The 17,439-nt window shown below is 53.1% G+C and carries 6 protein-coding genes; all 6 read left to right on the forward strand.

The genetic code is table 11. The features are described 5' to 3' along the window. The 6 genes from NFR57_RS03195 (at position 1) to ftsZ (ending at position 17,309) form a co-directional block, all read left to right on the forward strand. Positions 1 to 5,139 (forward strand): coiled-coil domain-containing protein, encoded by a 5,139-nt coding sequence (locus NFR57_RS03195; protein ID WP_251182381.1) that lies wholly within the window; start codon positions 1 to 3, stop codon positions 5,137 to 5,139. Positions 5,140 to 5,265: 126 nt separating this feature from the next. Then, positions 5,266 to 12,063 (forward strand): hypothetical protein, encoded by a 6,798-nt coding sequence (locus NFR57_RS03200; RefSeq protein WP_251182382.1) that lies wholly within the window; start codon positions 5,266 to 5,268, stop codon positions 12,061 to 12,063. A gap of 351 nt (positions 12,064 to 12,414) precedes the next feature. Beyond that, a complete protein-coding gene (gene murA, locus NFR57_RS03205; protein WP_251182383.1) occupies positions 12,415 to 13,671 on the forward strand; it encodes a UDP-N-acetylglucosamine 1-carboxyvinyltransferase in 1,257 nt (418 codons plus the stop codon). A gap of 79 nt (positions 13,672 to 13,750) precedes the next feature. Further along, complete coding sequence (locus NFR57_RS03210; protein ID WP_251182384.1) at positions 13,751 to 14,650, forward strand: cell division protein FtsQ/DivIB; 900 nt, start codon at positions 13,751 to 13,753, stop codon at positions 14,648 to 14,650. Between the two features lie 83 nt (positions 14,651 to 14,733). Then, complete coding sequence (locus tag NFR57_RS03215) at positions 14,734 to 15,972, forward strand: cell division FtsA domain-containing protein (RefSeq protein WP_251182385.1); 1,239 nt, start codon at positions 14,734 to 14,736, stop codon at positions 15,970 to 15,972. 20 nt (positions 15,973 to 15,992) lie between these two features. Further along, on the forward strand, positions 15,993 to 17,309 hold the full coding sequence (gene ftsZ / locus NFR57_RS03220) for a cell division protein FtsZ (protein ID WP_251182386.1): 1,317 nt from the start codon (positions 15,993 to 15,995) through the stop codon (positions 17,307 to 17,309). The last annotated feature ends 130 nt before the right edge of the window (positions 17,310 to 17,439 follow it).

The raw sequence follows: 17,439 nt of genomic DNA on the forward strand, positions 1-17,439 counted from the left end.
ATGAATAAGCAATCGATAAAACTTAAAATTTCGACGTTTGTAATAGCCGTTATAGCAATCCTTACGGCATGTGTGTTATTGTTCCGCAGTTCTCCCGTAAAAGCGGAAGGCAACAATGCGGGCAACGGCGAGGACAACCAGATCGAAATAAGAATGGATGTAAACGGCGAGGACGCGCGCAATAGCGCGAGCGGCGGCGATAACTCTGTCGATAAAATATCCACCAATAACGGTTTGCATTTTAAAGTCCGTCATATATCGGCGGGACCCGTTATCGAAAAAATCGATCCGACTAATAACAATTCTTATATATTTGTCGAAAACGGTATAATAAACGGAAGCAAAAGTTTCGACGTCGCTATAGAAGATGCGGGTGGCAGTATAAGCATTACCGCGCGTAGCATCAATCTTGCCGGCGGACATTTTTCGGCAAAACTGCGCAACATAGATACAGACAACTATCCCGACGATATTAAAGTAGCGTATTTCCGAGTCGTCGTAGAGGATACGTTCGTACAAATGAGCGGCGCGTCGGAAGCTGTGTATGTCGGTTACGAACTCAACCCCGCAGGCACAAAAGAAGTGCTCAACGGTACGGAAGTCGATTCGTTTGCCAACGGCGTGCACAAGTCGATAGCTACTTTTGCCAACTATTCCAACGTTTCGTTCGACCTCGGCGAGCTTTTGCAGAGCAGGGCTTTGTACCGCGGCGCAAACAAGATTAAAACAAGCGACGATACGTTCTGGACGCTTTCGTCCGTTTCCAATTTCGTAATTACGGAAGCGGGTTTTGCGGAAGTGTCGGGTATCTTTGAAAAACCGATTATAGCCAACCCCACGACGAGCGCGCGCATTGCGCCGTCCGTTATGGGCAAAATAACCATTACGCCGTCCACGGTCAGCAAGTATGCGGAGGATAAGAACGGCGCGGACTTCTTTGCGGCAACTCACGACTTCCGCATTAAGTTGAGCGAAATAGGCAACACGTCCGTAAGTTATACGGTCATGATTCCCATATCGTTCAATCCCGCCAACCCGCAAGTGCGCGACGATATATCCAAATCGGCGTTCAGACTTAACGTTACGTCCAACTATTTGCGCGTGTACAACAACACGTCGGGCGGGAAGAGCATTTACAAAGACATTACGACGGGCGAGCCTGTGGACGCCACGCCCGACGACTACCGCGCGATTGTTATATCGCCGCAGGATCTTGTTGCTTATGCTTGCCCCACGACTTACGACGAGCTTGTTTTCGACCACGAAAAAACTACAATCAACGGCTCCGCTCAGCTCGACGAGCAGGACGGCTGTTCGATAGAAATTGAGGGCGAAGGTCAAAACTATCCCAAGCAGTACAGAATAACCGCGCAAAAGAGCAGTCTTGCCAACAGCAACTTCGTCTTGCGGTTTGAGGTTCGCTATCAGACGGTAGAGAACGGAACGACGGTTAAAACTACTATACCCGTCGAACTCGCAGTGGAAACTTACGGCGGATATACGATAGCGTTTGCGCCGATAAAGGGCAAAAAATCGGTATCGTACAACGCGCTCACCTCGGAAGTGTTTGCGGAAATGCGCTCGCGCGGATATATGCTTACCGCCGCCAAGAGCAACAATCAAGATTTGATGTACGCTAACTTCTCCAATAACGTGCTTACGCTCGATCCGCAGGTGGAAAAGATAAACGGCAGGGCAACCGTATCGGTCAGCCTGACGTTTGTCAACAACAATCGTCAAACTATTACTTTCGATTCGGAGTTTGTTCAGATAGACGTAAACGCGGGCAGTCTGTTCGCGCGGTTCGAGGACTGGCAAGCGTGGCTCATAATCGCCGCGTGTATCCTCGGCGGACTTATTCTTATTCTGCTTATCGTATGGTTGTTCATACACTCCATATCCAAGCATAAGCAGGACGAACTTGCGACGCAAGCGCCGGTATCTTCGTACATCGTCAAGCTCAATTCTACGATTGCGGCGACGCAGGCTCAACAGCGCATGGCGCAAACCGCCGCGCTGTCGCAGGCGAGTTCGCAAATGTTGCTCGGCGCGGGTCCGACAAGCACAGCCGCGCCCAATCCCGATACTCTCGCTTTGGCGTCGGGCGGAATACCGTATATTCCTTCCACGCCGTCCACTCCGCTCATGAGCGAACCGCAAGCCGCGGTGCCGCCCGAGCCAGAAGAGAACTTGGAAGAACTCATCGCCAAGTACATCACCGACGAAGAGCTTTTGGAGCGCATATTCACCGAGAAGTACGAGCCGAAGGGCATGATACGCCGCACGTTCTTCAAGTCCAAGGACTTGCAGGCGCGCGAGCTTGACAAAGAGAAAAAACGCATTATAGAACGCTACAAAACGCCTATGCCTATGGACGAGGCGATTATGAGCGAAACCGAAATCAAAAAGGCGGAGCAAGCCTCCACGCCGTCGTCTGTGTCCGCGCCGCAGGAATCCGAGCCGCAGACTCAAGTCGAAATGTTTGTGCTCGACTTCGATCCTGACGCGCCGTTGTACGTAGAGGAAGAAAAGCCGCACGACGAGTTCTCGGAAGAGAAGATAGACATAGACGCTTCGCCGGAAGAGAGCAGACTCAAAGCCGCGGAACGCCGCAACGATATTCTTATCAAAGAGCTTGCCGAGCTTAAATCGCGTATCGGCAAGGTCGAAACCGAACTCGACAAAGCTAAATCGCTCGAAGACGAATTGCGCGAAAAAATCGATAAGGCGGAAGCCGACGACGCGCAGTTTGCCAAGGACATCGAAGACCTTGAATTCCAGCTTGCGTCCGCAAAGAACAAGGACAAAGACAGAATTACGCGCGACATCGGCATAAAAGAGGAAAAGAAGACGCGCAACCTCGGCGAGCTCGAAAAACTGCGCGCGGAACTCGACGCATTGCTCGGCAACAGCGAGCGGCTTAACGACGTTTCGTCCAAGCTCACCGATACTCAAACTCAAAAATCCGAGGAGCTCGAAAGCGTTACCGCCGAACTCGAAAAGGCGAAAGCGGAGTACGAAGCGTATCTCGACCGTCTTGCCAAGGTACAGGCGCGCCAAGCGCTCGAAGCGAAGATCATCGAGCTTACGCCCATGTTGGAGGCGGTCAACAATTCCGATTACGAGTTGCGCAGACTGCAAGCCGAAAACGAAAAACAGGCGAAAGAACGCGAATCGCTTAAAGCCGAAGTTGCCGCCGCCAAGTCGCAAATTCTCGGCGCTACCGATTTCGACGTAATCAACGATCTCAACACGAAGATTTCGGAAGTGAACGCGCAGTTGTCCGACCTCGAAAAGGAAACGACCAAAACCACAAAGCGCAAGTCCGATCTAAATATCGAGTTCAATTCGCAACGTCGCAAGGCTAACGAGTTCGTGCAGAAAAACGATATACCGCTCGACGACGTTATCAACGCCGAAAACACGGTACTCGGCAATATCGAGCTTGAACTGTTAAAGTCTTCGCGCGAAAAGGACAAAGCGGACGCCGAAAAAGAGGTTGCGGCGGCGCAGGCTGTATACGACGATCTCACCGCTTCGTCGGATGAAATCACGTTTATAGCGATGGAAGTCGCGTCCAATATCAAAGCTATCGAGGAAGAGCTTGCCGCAATGCAAGCCGAACTCGACGCCGTCAATGCGCAAATGGAAAGCGCGACGGACGACGAACGGCTTATGCTTATAGTCGAGCAGGGCGACAAGTCCGACAAGATCGAAGAAATTAAAGCCAAGCTCGAACAGGAAAATATTGACGGCACCAAGCGCAAAATGGAAGCGCAAAGCGCATACGACGCCAAGCTCGAAGACGCGCGGCACAACTTGGACGAAGCCAACGCTACGTTCGCCAGGGCGTGCGCGTCCTATGACGAACTTGTCAATAATGCCAATCCTCTCGACCTTATCATGTCGGGCAGCGGTATTATCAGCCAAGACCAAAAGAAGATCGAGTCCGAAAACCTCAAAAAGCAACTCGAACGTTCCAAGAACGAAATCGAACAAGCTCGACTCGCCGCGGAAATGGCGCAAATGGAAGCGGAGCAAGCTCGCGTTGACGCTATGCGCGCATCCGAGGAGGCTCGCGCCGAAGCGGAACGCGCCGCGCAGGAAGCTATCGAACGTGCGGAACAGGCGAGAATTGAGGCGGAAGAAAAGGCTCGCGCCGAAGTAGAAGCCGCGGAGCGCGCAAGACAGGAGGCGGAAGAAGCCGCCGCCGCGGAAGCGGAAGAAGCGCGTCGCAAAGCGCAGGAAGCGGAGGAAGCCGCAGAACGAGCCAAGCAGGAAGCCGAAGAAGCCGCCGAGCGCGCGAAACAGGAAGCGGAAGAAGAAGCGGAACGCGCCAAGCAAGAAGCGGAAGAAGCCGCTGCTGCGGAAGCGGAAGAGCAACAGCGCAAAGCCCTCGAAGAAGCGGAAGAAGCCAAGCGTAAAGCTATGGAAGAAGCCGAGGAAGCTCAACGCAAAGCGCAAGAGGATGCCGAAGAAGCCCAGCGCAAGGCTATGGAAGAGGTCGAAGCGGCTAAACGTCAGGCGCAGGAAGAGATCGAGGCTATGAAACGCAAGGCAGAAGAGGAAGCGGAAGCCAAACGTTTGGAGGAAGAGAACAAGCGCAAGGAAGAAGAAGAACGTCAAAAAGCGGAGAACGAGCGCAACGAAGCGTTAGCCAAAAAGATAGCTATGCGCAAAGAGCAGATTATCGCTATCCGCAACGAAATGAAAGAACTCAAAGGCGACGAGGACGCCAAAAACCTGCGCGAACGTCTGTACAATATTCAGCTCACTTACGACGAGGACGAACGCGGTTGCGTCGAGCTCATGGACTTCTACAACAAGACCATGGACGATATACAGAACAGCGGCGAGATCGCAAGGCTTAAAGCGGAAAACGCCAAAAAGCCGCAACGCGTGGTGCGCAAAGTTACGGAACGCGTAAACCGCATAGCCAAGCGCAAGCCCGGTGCACGTCCCGCAGGCGCGCGGCGACCGGCGGGCGCAAGACCCGCGCGTCCCGCAGGCGCAAGACCGGCAGGTGCAAGACCTGCAGGCGCAAGACCCGCGCGTCCCGCAGGCGCACGTCCCGCACGTCCGTCAGGTTCGAGACCGACGCGTCCGTCGGGCACAAGACCGCCCAGACCCAGACCGTAATAGGCAAACGCCGGAGCGGAGCGGCTGAATAAAGCCACTCCGTTCACGCGCGTAATACAGGTTCTACACCGCTTTTCGGAGCGGAATGAATACAGTTTCAAAACAACACAAGTGCGAGGAACATTTATGAACAATCAGGACAAGACTGCTTTTTCGTTGGATGACGACGAAGTCGTAGAAGAAGAGTTCATCGAACGCGACGAAGAGTACGATGACGGCGAGGATTACGACGAGGAGTACGACGACGAAGAAGAATACGACGACGAGGGCTACGACGACGAAGAATATGAGGAAGAGGATTACGGCGACGAGGACTATGACGACGGTTACAACGACGATTATTACGACGACCGTCTGAACAAAGTTCTCGACGAGATTGCGGAACTCAAACGCGGCATGATGCCCGCGCCCGTTCAGCAACAGCCGCAACAGCCGCAGGCGCCTCAACCCATTATGCCGCCGCAGTATATATATCAGCCGTCCGCGCCGCCCGCGGGTAGCGAAGTTGTAATGTACAACGAGATTTCTCGGTTGCGCGACGAGCTCGCAAAAAACCAGAGCAGTCTTGAGATGCAGAAAGAACTTTCGCGGCTCAAAGAGGATATGGTGCGCGACCAGAAAATAGCTGAAGCGCAGTATAATGCGGAAATCCAACGGTTGCAGAGCAGAATAGACGACCTACTAAAAAACGGGTCAGGCCCTCAAAGTGAATTGCCGGAAGGTCAGGAAACGGCACACCTTGAGGGCGGTAAGACTTCGTTGGAATTAGATAGATTACTGTCTATCAACGAGAACGTGCTTCGCGCAATGCGCGACAGCGACGCGCGTATGCAGTCGGAATTAAGCCAGCTCAAAAAGCAGTTGGACGAAATCCCGTCGTTAAAAGAACTTAACGGCGCGGTTTCCGCCGTCAAAAAAGCGGCGAGCAACGTTGACGGCATCAATTCCGAAACGTTAGCCAAAATCATAAACGACATAGCGGCTCTTCGTACCGTTATCGACGAAAAAGGCGGAGTAGCCGCCGCGCCCGTATCGGCGCCTATCATAACCGCCGCGGCGGTCAAATCGGGCGACGTGGACGCGAGCGAGCTTTTACGTCAGCTTTACGATATTAAAAATACGCTCGGCAGTTCGTCCGAAGCGGAAGTTAAGCGCACGCAGGTTTTGTCCGACCTCGTGAGCGACTTTAAAAAGGTCAATTTCGACGTTCACTCGCAATCCACATTATATAAAGACAAGCTAGCCGCGGTTTACGGCTATGCCAAAAAACTCGACGAATGCAACGATCAAGACGCTGTCGATCTTATCAATGCTACCAACGAAATTATTGCCGAGCTCGCTTCGCAACAGCTTACGCGCTCTACGTTTGCGGACGTTGCGGCGTATTGCTCGGAGAGCGGCGTTGCGCCCGTTTCCACGGCAATGCGCGACGGCGCGGAGCGGTTTTTTAACATAAAAGACAAGCTCTCTTCCGCACCCGTCCGCACGGTGGGCGAATATCTTTCCGACCTTAACGCTGTTGTCAACGGCTTGCAGAACAATCGTCGCAATGCCGAAAACGCGCAGACCGTCGCAAAGATAGGCGAGGAATTAAAATCCGAAACGCCGGACGAAGATTTGCTTAAATCTTTGACTAACGAGCTTTTGAACCTTAAAGTTTCGGACGTTGTGGAACTTCCCGATGTGGACTTACCCAAAGCGTATGTGCCCAAGCATGTCGGCGCGGAGGAAAACATTTTCGGCAAGATTGCGGAACTCAAAGCCGCGTTGCTCGAAAACATCGCCGCGCGCACGGAAGCCGTAGCGGCGCAAGCGAACAACGAAACTGCGGAAAGCGCGCCCGCGCCCGTGCCTGCGACTGCGCCCGCGCCGGTAGAAATCGCATACGACGAAAGCAAGATCAACGAATTGCTTGCCGCGTTCGAGGAGCTTAAAGCCGCGCTTGCCGCAAGTTCTAACGGTTCGGACGTTATGGGCGCGCTCGAAGAAGTGCGCGCCAACTACCTCGACGTGTCCAATAAGCTCGTCGATATTACCGAAAAAATACAGCAGCCCGTGTCCGTAGAAGTGGATTCCGCTACATCGGGCATGTCGGATGAGGAATCCCAACAGGCGCTCGACGATCTTGCGTATATTCGCGCCAAGCTCGACGAACACGAGGAGTTTATCAGTCAGATAGGCGAGCTTCGCGCCGAGATAATCGGCATGGGCAACACCGTTGACGTTTCCGAGCCTGTATCCGATCAGATAAATTCGTTACTTGCCGAAATCAATACGCAGTTCGACAAGCTGTACGAAGATTTGTCCAACGTGTTGATTGAATCGGAAGCTAACATTGTCGGACGTTTGGGCGATAACGGCGAAAATCCCGCCGAAGCTGTGGAAAACGCTAAAGCGGACATACTCGCCGAAACGCAGGCTATAAAAGATTCGATCATGACGGTAACCGACACGCTGTTCGCGTTGCCCATGAACGACACAATCGATGCGTTGCGCGCGGACATACTCGCCGAAACGCAGGCGATTAAGGATTCGATCGCGAGCGCGAATAGCGGCGCGACGGACGATACGCTTATCGATTCTATCGAGCAACTTCGCGCGGACGTAACCGCGTTTGTTGACAGCGTTGCGGCTAATACGGAACTTGCAACCGCGGACAGGCAGAAACTTATCGACGACGTGTCTTTCCTGCGCGAGCAAGCCGAACTTGCCATTGCGGAAAGCGACGTTCCGACGGACGACGCCGCCGCGGCTACCGCAGACAGCGACAGGCTCACTGCGTACCTCGACGATATTTCGGCGCGCGTTGCGCAAATTTCCGTAATAGCGGACGACGCGACTGCCGTCAAAGAAACGGTCGGCGTGCTCAACGACAATGTCGCCGCCGTATCCGATAACATTATGACCGTCGCCGAAAACATGACGACGATCAACGACAATATCGCCGCAGTCAGCGAGGGCGTCACCGCTTTGAGCGACGCAGTTCACCCGATAGCCGACGACGCACAAGCCGCGCGCGATGCGGCGACGGCGGCGCTCGACGCGCTCGCTCCCATCGCGGAGCAGTTAAATTCCATACTCGATAGGCTGGACGCGCCCGCGGAAGCGGAGTACGACGAGCAGGCAGAACAGACGGAAGAAGTACCCGCAATAGGCGCGGGAGTTTCCGCGGAAGAGCTTGCGGAGCTTAAAGACAGTCTTAATACAATACTCGACACATTGCCGTTGTTCCCGCAAGCGGACGACGTAATCACTGCGCGCGACAATACCTTTGCGATACTCGATTCGCTCACGCTCATGCCGCAGGCGGACGACGTATCTATTACGCGCGACAACGTTTCGGCAATGCTCGATATTGTCACGGCTCTTTCCGATAATCTGGATGCGGCAATCGGCGCGGCAGATTACGGTAAGATTGCCGAGGACGTTGCGGCTTTGCGCGAGTCCGCCGACGTGACGGCGGAGGACGTCAAGTTTATCCGTCAAAAACTGGAAGAAACGCCTGTACAGTCCGACGAACAGGTCGAAGATCTTGCCAACATCATGCAGGATATAGGTCTTGTTCTCGACAAGATAGAAGAGTACGAGCGCACTTCGGTTGCAAACAAACAGGAAATTATCGACGCGGTCGGCGGCATACGCGAAGAATTCCACATAAACACTCTCGACGAAACAATGTCCGCCGCGGGCATAGACGGCGAAACGCGCGACGCGCTTGTCGGTGAAATTACCGATATTCGCGAGCGGTTAGGCAGTATCGAAAGCGCGACGCAGTCCGCTTCCGAACTGAACGCGGCGAGTTTGGACGGAATAAACGCACAGCTTGCCGACTTGCAGGCTATACTTGTAGACCGTCTTACGGGCAATGCGGAACAGTCCGAACCGACGGACGGCGCAATGTCCGACGACAATATGCAAGCGCTTATCGACGAGCTTGCGGCAATCAGGGAAAAACTTGACGCGGGCACCGAATACGATACCGTCGAAGAAATCCTGTCGCTACGCGAGGACATAAAAGCCGCGCGCATAGTCGATCAAGACGAGGTTACGGGCGAACTCGAAGCTATAAAGAACGAACTGGCTTCCATTTCTTCGGGTAATATTCTCGACGAAATCCGCGCGTTGCGCGAGGACATTATAAATCTTCCCGCCGCGGATGGCGCGCAAGCCCCGACGGACGGCGAAATAAATCTTGTTCTTAACGAAATCGTGTCGTTGCGCGACGAAGTGTTTGCGTTTAAAGACGAAGTGCTTAACGCGACCGCGATTGCAGAAGAACCTCAACCCGACGGCGAAGAAGCGCCCATGGCTATGGATTCGGCGGACGATTTGGGGCTTATTATCGACGAGATTACGGCTTTGCGCGCCGACCAAACCGCGCTTACCGATAATATCGACGAGCTTAAAGACATTATCAGCCGCAGAACGACAATCGGCGTTGCGGACGGCGAGGAACAGGACGGAGCCGCGCCCGTTGCGGGCGGATTGGACGTCGTGCTCGACGAAATTATAAACCTTAAAAACGACATCGACAGGATAGAGGAAAGCATCGGCGGCGATAGGCTCAACGCGGTTGCCGAACAGGTGGACGAAATACGCGCCATAATCGACGAACTGCGCGGCGGCGAAGTTGCGGCTGAACAGGCTGTCGAGGAACAGAGCGTTGCGGTTGATTTGACGCCCATAATGGAACAGTTTGACGCGCTCAACGCGGCTATCGACGATATTCGGCTCAACCAAGAAGCGGGCGGAATAGAGGGTACCGACGGTGCGGTGCAAGGCACGCTTGCCGACAGATTCGACGAGCTTCGCGCGGAACTTGCGGACGTGAAAGCCGCGGTTGCGGACATTGCGCCCTCCGATTATTCGACCGAAATAGACGAACTGCGTGCGGAAATCACCGCGCTTCGCGCCGAAAACGAACAGCTTAAACAAGCAAACAGCGACGTTATATCTGCGGAGCTTGCGGAACTTAAAGAAGCTATACGCGACATGACATTGGCAACCGCGCCCGTGCAAACGGGCGACGGCGAAGCGTCTTACGCCGCGCTCATAGACGAAATACGCGGACTAAAAGACCAAGTGGCGGCGGTTTCCGTCGCGCCTGCAACGGCGACGCTCGACGAAGATACCGTTGCGGCTATCCGCGACGCGCTCGCGGCGCAGTCCGCGCCCGCATACGGCAACGAGCTTGCCGAAATTCGCGACGAAATAGCGCAGTTGCGTTCGCTCACTGCGGTGTCTGCGGGCGGCGACGGGCTTGCCGAGGTAGCGGCAATGCGCGACGAAATAGCGGAACTCAAAGAGATGCTTGCTTCGTCCGACCACATGGTCGGCGTGGCGGAGGACATTACCGCTATCAGAACGGACGTTCAGACTTTGAAAGAAGAACCCGATCTCGGCGTTATGAACGAAATTCTTGCTTTGCGCGACGAGTTCCAGACATTGCGCGAGCAGATTGAGGACGTAAAACGCATAGCGGGCGAAACGGACAGCGCGGCGGACGATACGCTCATGAACGAGGTACAGTCTTTGCGCGATCAGCTGTTTGCTATCAGCATGGCTAATGTCAACGACCCGTCGTCCGGCGAATCCAATTACGAAAGCTACAACAATATAATCCTCGACGAGCTTGCGTCGCTCCGCGATCAAGTGAACGTAGCGGGTAGTTCTGTGGACTTCACCGCCGTTACGGACGAGCTCGAAGAGCTTAAAACGGTTATCGAACGTCGCGAACAGCTTTACGACGCGCTCGCAGAACGCGTTGCCAAGCTCAACAACGACGCGACCAATAACAAGATACTCGACGAGCTTGCGTCGCTTCGCACGGACATGTCCAATCAGCGCGACGCCGACTTGACGACATTGAACTTTATGTCGGAAATGGCGCACTTGCTCGAACGTCAAAACCAATATCTTACGCAGAACGCAGGGTCGAAAATAAGCGACGAAATAGAAAGCCTTAAAGCCGAAATCGCTTCGTCCGACGCGGTCGCGGAAGAAGTTGCCAAACTGCGCGAAATCATGACGCAGTCGGGTAGCGCGTCAGATAACGAAACTATTTTGAACGAGCTTGCCGACCTGCGCGAGGAATTGAGCAGTGAAAAACCGAGCCGCGAAAACGAGTTGATTTTGGACGCTATCGCAAGACTGCGCGACGAAATTACCGTGCTTGCCGAGCACGAGAAGATCCGCGACATGAATTCCGACGCAGATTTGTCCGACTCGCTGTCCGACTTGAAAGAACAGTTGAACGAAATTGCGGGAATTGTCGAGCCTGCGGAGCGTAAACAACCCGTAGAGGAAGAAAAGCCGCAGGAAGTAAAACCGGCGACAGGCGGCGCAAAGCGCGGCAGAAAGCCCGGGTCGAAAAACGGCACAAAGTCCAAGTCGAGCAGTAGCAGTAAATCTGCGTCGTCCAAGTCGTCTTCTTCGGCTTCGACAAAATCGACGGGCGGCGCAAAGCGCGGCAGAAAACCCGCTAACAAGACGGTAGTCGAACACAGCGTCGAAACGACCCGCACGGTGGTTAATCCCAATCCCATTACGACGATAATTGAACCTGTAACAACGTCGCTCGACTTCGACGCGCGTATCGACGAGCAAATGAGCAGGCTTGTAGGCGAAAACGAAATGTCGTTGAACTTGAAAGCGACCACTACGACCGACGCAATGGATGTTGCGGATAAGCTCGCCAAACAGGTTGCAAACAAGCTCATAATGGAGCAGCTTGTGGAACAGCTTGGCGACGGCGGCGTAAGCGTAGAACGCGTTGACGAAATTTTGCGCGACATACTGCCGCAAGAGTTCACGACGATAGCCGAAACCGAAGCGTCCGACAAAGTAAGACGGCTTGCCAACAGGTTGGTTCTCGATAAACTCCGCGCACGTCTTAACGGCAAGCGTATCGACGACGAGGACTGATAAATTCTAAAACTTAATATCACGTTACAAAACGCGTCGCGTAATCGGCGCGTTTTTGTGTGGATTAAAACCGATAGCTTTTTTGCGGTAAATAATTGTCCGTGCAACGATAACGTTGTGTCTTGCAACACGGACTTGCGTTTAAAAATGACTAACAGATAAGGACTATTATATTTTGGAATAATTAAAGAAAATGAACGGACGGACAATATTATTGTCAGTCCGTTTTTGCGTGCAGGATTACAGCGGGGATTTATCGCTTGTCGCATTACGGGTTATCTGCGACGATAAGCGGGTAACGCTTCGACATACATAATCATATACTAAAAATGTAATAAGAAGGTGGAGTGTATGCAAAAACTGATAATCGACGGCGGCTTGCCGTTAAACGGAGAAACAGAAATACAGACGGCGAAGAACGCGGCATTGCCGATTATCGCCGCGTGTATACTTACCGACGAACCCGTCACAATCGAAAACTGTCCGCATTTAAACGACATTGACGCAATGCTTAACATCATGCGTCATTTGGGTTGTACGGCGGAGTTTTTTGGCGACAATTTGACGGTTTGTTGCCGTGACGTCGCGCTAAACGTCATAAATTCCGATTTAACGGGCAAATTGCGTTCGTCCATATTTATACTGGGGTCGATACTCTCGCGTTGTAGGAGAGCTTATATAAGCCACCCCGGTGGGTGCGAAATAGGTTTGCGCCCCATAGATTTACATATTTCGGGACTTAAAGGTCTGTCGGTTAAAATAGTGGACGACTGCGGCGTTATATGTTGCGACGGCACGGATATGAAAAGCGGAGTGATAAATCTTGACTTTGCTTCGGTGGGCGCGACAGAAAATCTGATGATGGCGGGGGCGTTGCTCGACGGCGAAACGGTAATCGTAAACGCCGCGCGCGAGCCCGAAATCGTAGACCTTGCGGAATTTATAAATGCTATGGGCGGCGACGTGCGCGGCGCGGGCGGGTCGGTTATCAGCATTCGGGGCGTAAAAAAATTACACGGTTGCGCATACACGCCTATGCCCGACAGGATATGCGCGGGCACTGTGCTCGCGGCTGTAAACGCGACCGGCGGGAGCGTTACAGTTAAAAACGTAGTGCCCGATCATATATTCGGAATTACCGAACGGCTTAAAAAGGCGGGTGCGCGATTGTCGGTGCGCGGAAACGCAGTCCGAATAACTGCCGACGCAAGACCGCGTCCCATACATAAACTTGAAACAAACGTTTATCCAGCATTCCCGACGGATATGCAACCGCAGTTTTGCGCAATGCTCGCGCGGGCGAGCGGCAGTTCCGTCATTGTCGAAAATCTGTTTGAAAACAGGTTCGGTTACACGTCGGAACTTGTAAAGATGGGCGCGAGCATAACCGTTAAGGACAGGATCGCCGTTGTAAACGGCGTGTCGAGCTTGCATGGCGCGACGCTCAAAGCATGCGATCTTCGCGGCGGGGCGGCGTTGGTTATTGCCGCGCTTGCCGCAGAGGGGCGTTCCGTTGTATACGGCGTGGAGCATATAGACAGAGGGTACGAATGTATCGAGCGCACTTTTGCGGAGTTGGGCGGCGCGATACACAGGGCGGAGGTATAGCGCTCGGCGATTGAACTGTATGCTGTTAAATTTTATGCAAACACTTGATTTTTATTTAGCCGTTTGATATAATTTAACTATGCGCAACAAGAGGTTAATTGTATTATTGTCTGTGGTAACGGCGCTCGTCCTTATAATAGTGACGTGCGGCGCTACTTTTCTTGTGCGCAGTGTTGACGCATACAGTTATTACGGCGACGTTGTTATCGACGGGCGCAATTACGACAGTCTGGTTATAGAAGCGGCGGGAATTAAAAAGAACAGTTCTATGTTTTTCCTTGACGAAACGGCGGTTAAAAATCGCGTCGAGGACGCATATCCCAATATTCGCGTCGTCAACGTCGAGCGCAAGTTCCCGGACAGAGTAAGCATAAATTACGTAGTTTACGAAAATTCTTTTCAGTACAAAAACGGTGATCGGTACTATCAGTGTTATGCTTCGGGCAGGATAGGCGGATCGTCGGACGGAAAGATGAGCGGGTATTTTACGTTAAAACCGCGAGCGGCTACCTTCACGGCGCGCGGCGATTACTTCCAAAATGCGGACGGACCCGATCGCAAGACCGTAGATGCGTTTATCAGATTTATGTACACAAAAGGGCTTAACGACAGACAGATTAACGAACGAATTGATTTCGTCGATTTGACGCGCGAGGGCTATGTTTATATCCGCACGACGGCGGGCTGTTCGATAGAGCTTGCGGGCGGGCTGTCCGAGTTTAACGATTTGATGGCGCGCGGTTGGAATATTTTTGTGGATACCAATCCCGATTCGCCCGTAACGTCGCGCGTGTCGGGGCTTATTAAGGCGTGGATCTCGCGTGCGGACGGCGGCGCGGGCACCGTCAAGAGTTCATACGTAAAGGTGGGCGCGGAAATCGGGCGGAACGAGGACGGCACCATTAAGTACTATTCGGACGCGAGTTATTACGCCGAAAACTATATGCCCGAGTTCAAGAGCGGCGGCGCGTCGGTGTAAATTTGCCGAATGTTCGACGTATACTTGACAAACGTTGCGCCGTACTGTATAATCAAATCGGTAGTCGAAAATAGGGGTTCGTTTTGAAACAAAGCATTGCAATATTGGATTTCGGCACGAGCAAAGTTACGGTTTTGGTCGGAAGTCGCGGAATAAATAACTCGATATGCGTTGAGGGTATCGGGGTAAGCGAGTATGCCGGATATTCCGGCGGAAAGTGGCTGGACGCCGAGCGCTTGCCCGTTGCGGTCGCGCAAGCGGTTGCGGCGGCGGAAAGTAGCGCGCGGGTCAAGCTGGACAAGCTGTATATAGGCGTGCCCAACGATTTTTCCATGTGCAAAGTGGGCGATTTGTCCATTTCGCTCAATAAAAAACGTCGCGTAACCGAGCAAGACGTTGTCGCATTGCGTGACAGCGGCAATATGTACGGCAACGACGAATATTGGACTGTTATCAATATTCAACCCATATATTTCACGCTCGACGACGACAGAAAACTCGTCGAACCCGTGGGGCTTACTTCTACCAAGCTCGGCGGGAGTATATCGTATATACTCGCGCAAAACGAATTTATCGAGGTTGTGGACGCGGCGGCAAACGCGGCGGGCGTGTTTGAAACGGAATACGTATCGGCGGCGCTTGCCGAAATTCTTTTTCTGTTCGACGATTACAAGCGCGACAACTGCGTCATGCTCGCCGATATAGGCGCGTTCGGCACTGCGCTCACGATAGGGCGCGGCGACGGGCTTTGTCGGCAGTATTATTTTTCGTGGGGCGGGGCGCGCATTACGAGTGCGCTTGCCGAAAAAATGGAACTTTCGCCCAAGGCGGCGGAACTGTTGAAACGCAAAGTAATTCTGTCGCTCGAACCCGAATATATCCCGCCCGACAGCAAAGCGGCGGAATATGACGGCGACGTTTTGCAGAGTGTCGATCAGGTTACTGTCGTTCAGACTGAATACGAAGTGGAAATCGACAACGACATTTACACATACGGCGTTGCGGAAACCAACCTGATAGTGCGGCTGGAAATAGAGCGGCTTGCAAGATATATCACGAAAGCTCTTAAAAGTTGCGATTACGATTATCCCGAGTTTACGCCGTTGTCGATTACGGGCGGCGGACTCAATTATATACGCGGCGCGGCGGAATATCTTGCGGAGTGTCTTAACCGCGAGGTCAATACCGTAGAACCGTCTTTGCCCATGCTCGACCGTCCGCAGTTGTCGTCGGCACTCGGACTTTTGGACATGGTGTTGACAAGCGAGCAAGGCTCTATCGGACTGTTCGACAGATTCCGTCGCTGGCTCGCCAAACGATAAGAAATAAGGAGTTAAAAATCATGACTTTTGAAAACATACGCAACGGCGGCAATTCCGCAGCTTCGGACGAAACCAATACTTCGCCCGTCAAGGTCGTTATTATCGGCGTGGGCGGCGGCGGAAGCAATGCCGTGGATAACATGATAACCGCAGGCGTAAACGTTGATCAGTTCATGGCTATCAACACCGACAGACAAGCGCTCCGCGTGTCCAAGGCTAAAAAACGCGTGCAGATTGGATCCAACATAACCAAAGGTTACGGCGCCGGCGCAAACCCCGAAAAAGGCAGGCTCGCCGCGGAAGAGTGCCGCGAAACGCTTAACAACCTTATCAAGGACATGGACTTGGTGTTTATTACCGCGGGCATGGGCGGCGGCACCGGTACGGGCGCGGCGCCCGTAATTGCGGAAATCGCGCATAACCTCGGTAAACTGACCATTGCGTTTGTCACAACCCCGTTTAAGTTCGAGGGCGATATTCGTATGCGCAACGCGCAAATGGGCATAGCCAAGCTCCGCGAGTTCGTCGATTCGATAATAATAGTCCCCAACGAGAAGCTCGCGTGCGTCGCAAAAGACATGACCACGCAGGACGCGTTCAAATACGCCGACGACATACTGCGTCAGGGCGTTCAGGCGACTACCGACCTTATTGCCAACCCCGGACGTATCAACGTCGATTTTGCTGACATACATACCATACTCGAACAGGGCGGCGATTCAATTATGGGTATCGGCAGAGCGAGCGGCGCAAACCGCGCTATCGAGGCGGTTAAAAAAGCCGTCAATAACGCCGTGCTCGACACGTCTATCGAGGGCGCGACCCGAGCCATCGTCAATATCGAGGGCAGAGAAATCAAGATGGACGAGGTTACGCAAGCCGCCGACCTTGTTAAAGACATCTGCGCCAAGGACGCGAATATAATATTCGGTCATGCGATTGTTCCGTCGTTAAAAGACGAAATGCAGGTTACTATTATTGCGACGGGCTTTAATAAAACCGCGCCCGCCGCGCCGCCGCAACAAGCCGCTTACGCACAGCAACCCGTGCAACAGTATCCCGCGCAGGGCTACGGCGGACAGAACATGTATCAACAGCAGGGCGGCATGTATCAGCAACAGCCGCGCCCGCAGAACAACGGATATGCGCCGCAAAACGGCTACCCGCAACAGAACGGTTACGCGCCGCAACAGGGCGGAGTACAGCAGTCGTTTTTCAATCAACAACAGCCCCGTCAACCGCAACAGCCGCCGCGCCGTGCGGAAAACAACGGGTATGTGAGTCTCGACGAGGATAACGACAATTCTTGGCTTAAAAAACTCAATAACAGAAAATAACGAACATGGTTCGCTATAAGCAAAGCCGTCCGTAATAACGGGCGGTTTTTCTCTTAGTGAATTTAACCACTGGCTATGCCAGTGGGCATCATAGAGCTTTAGCTATGGGGATAGACAAAAAAAGTCCTCC

This window comes from Anaerocaecibacter muris (assembly GCF_943192945.1).
In the GTDB taxonomy this organism is placed as follows: Bacteria; Bacillota; Clostridia; order Christensenellales; family Pumilibacteraceae; genus Anaerocaecibacter; species Anaerocaecibacter muris.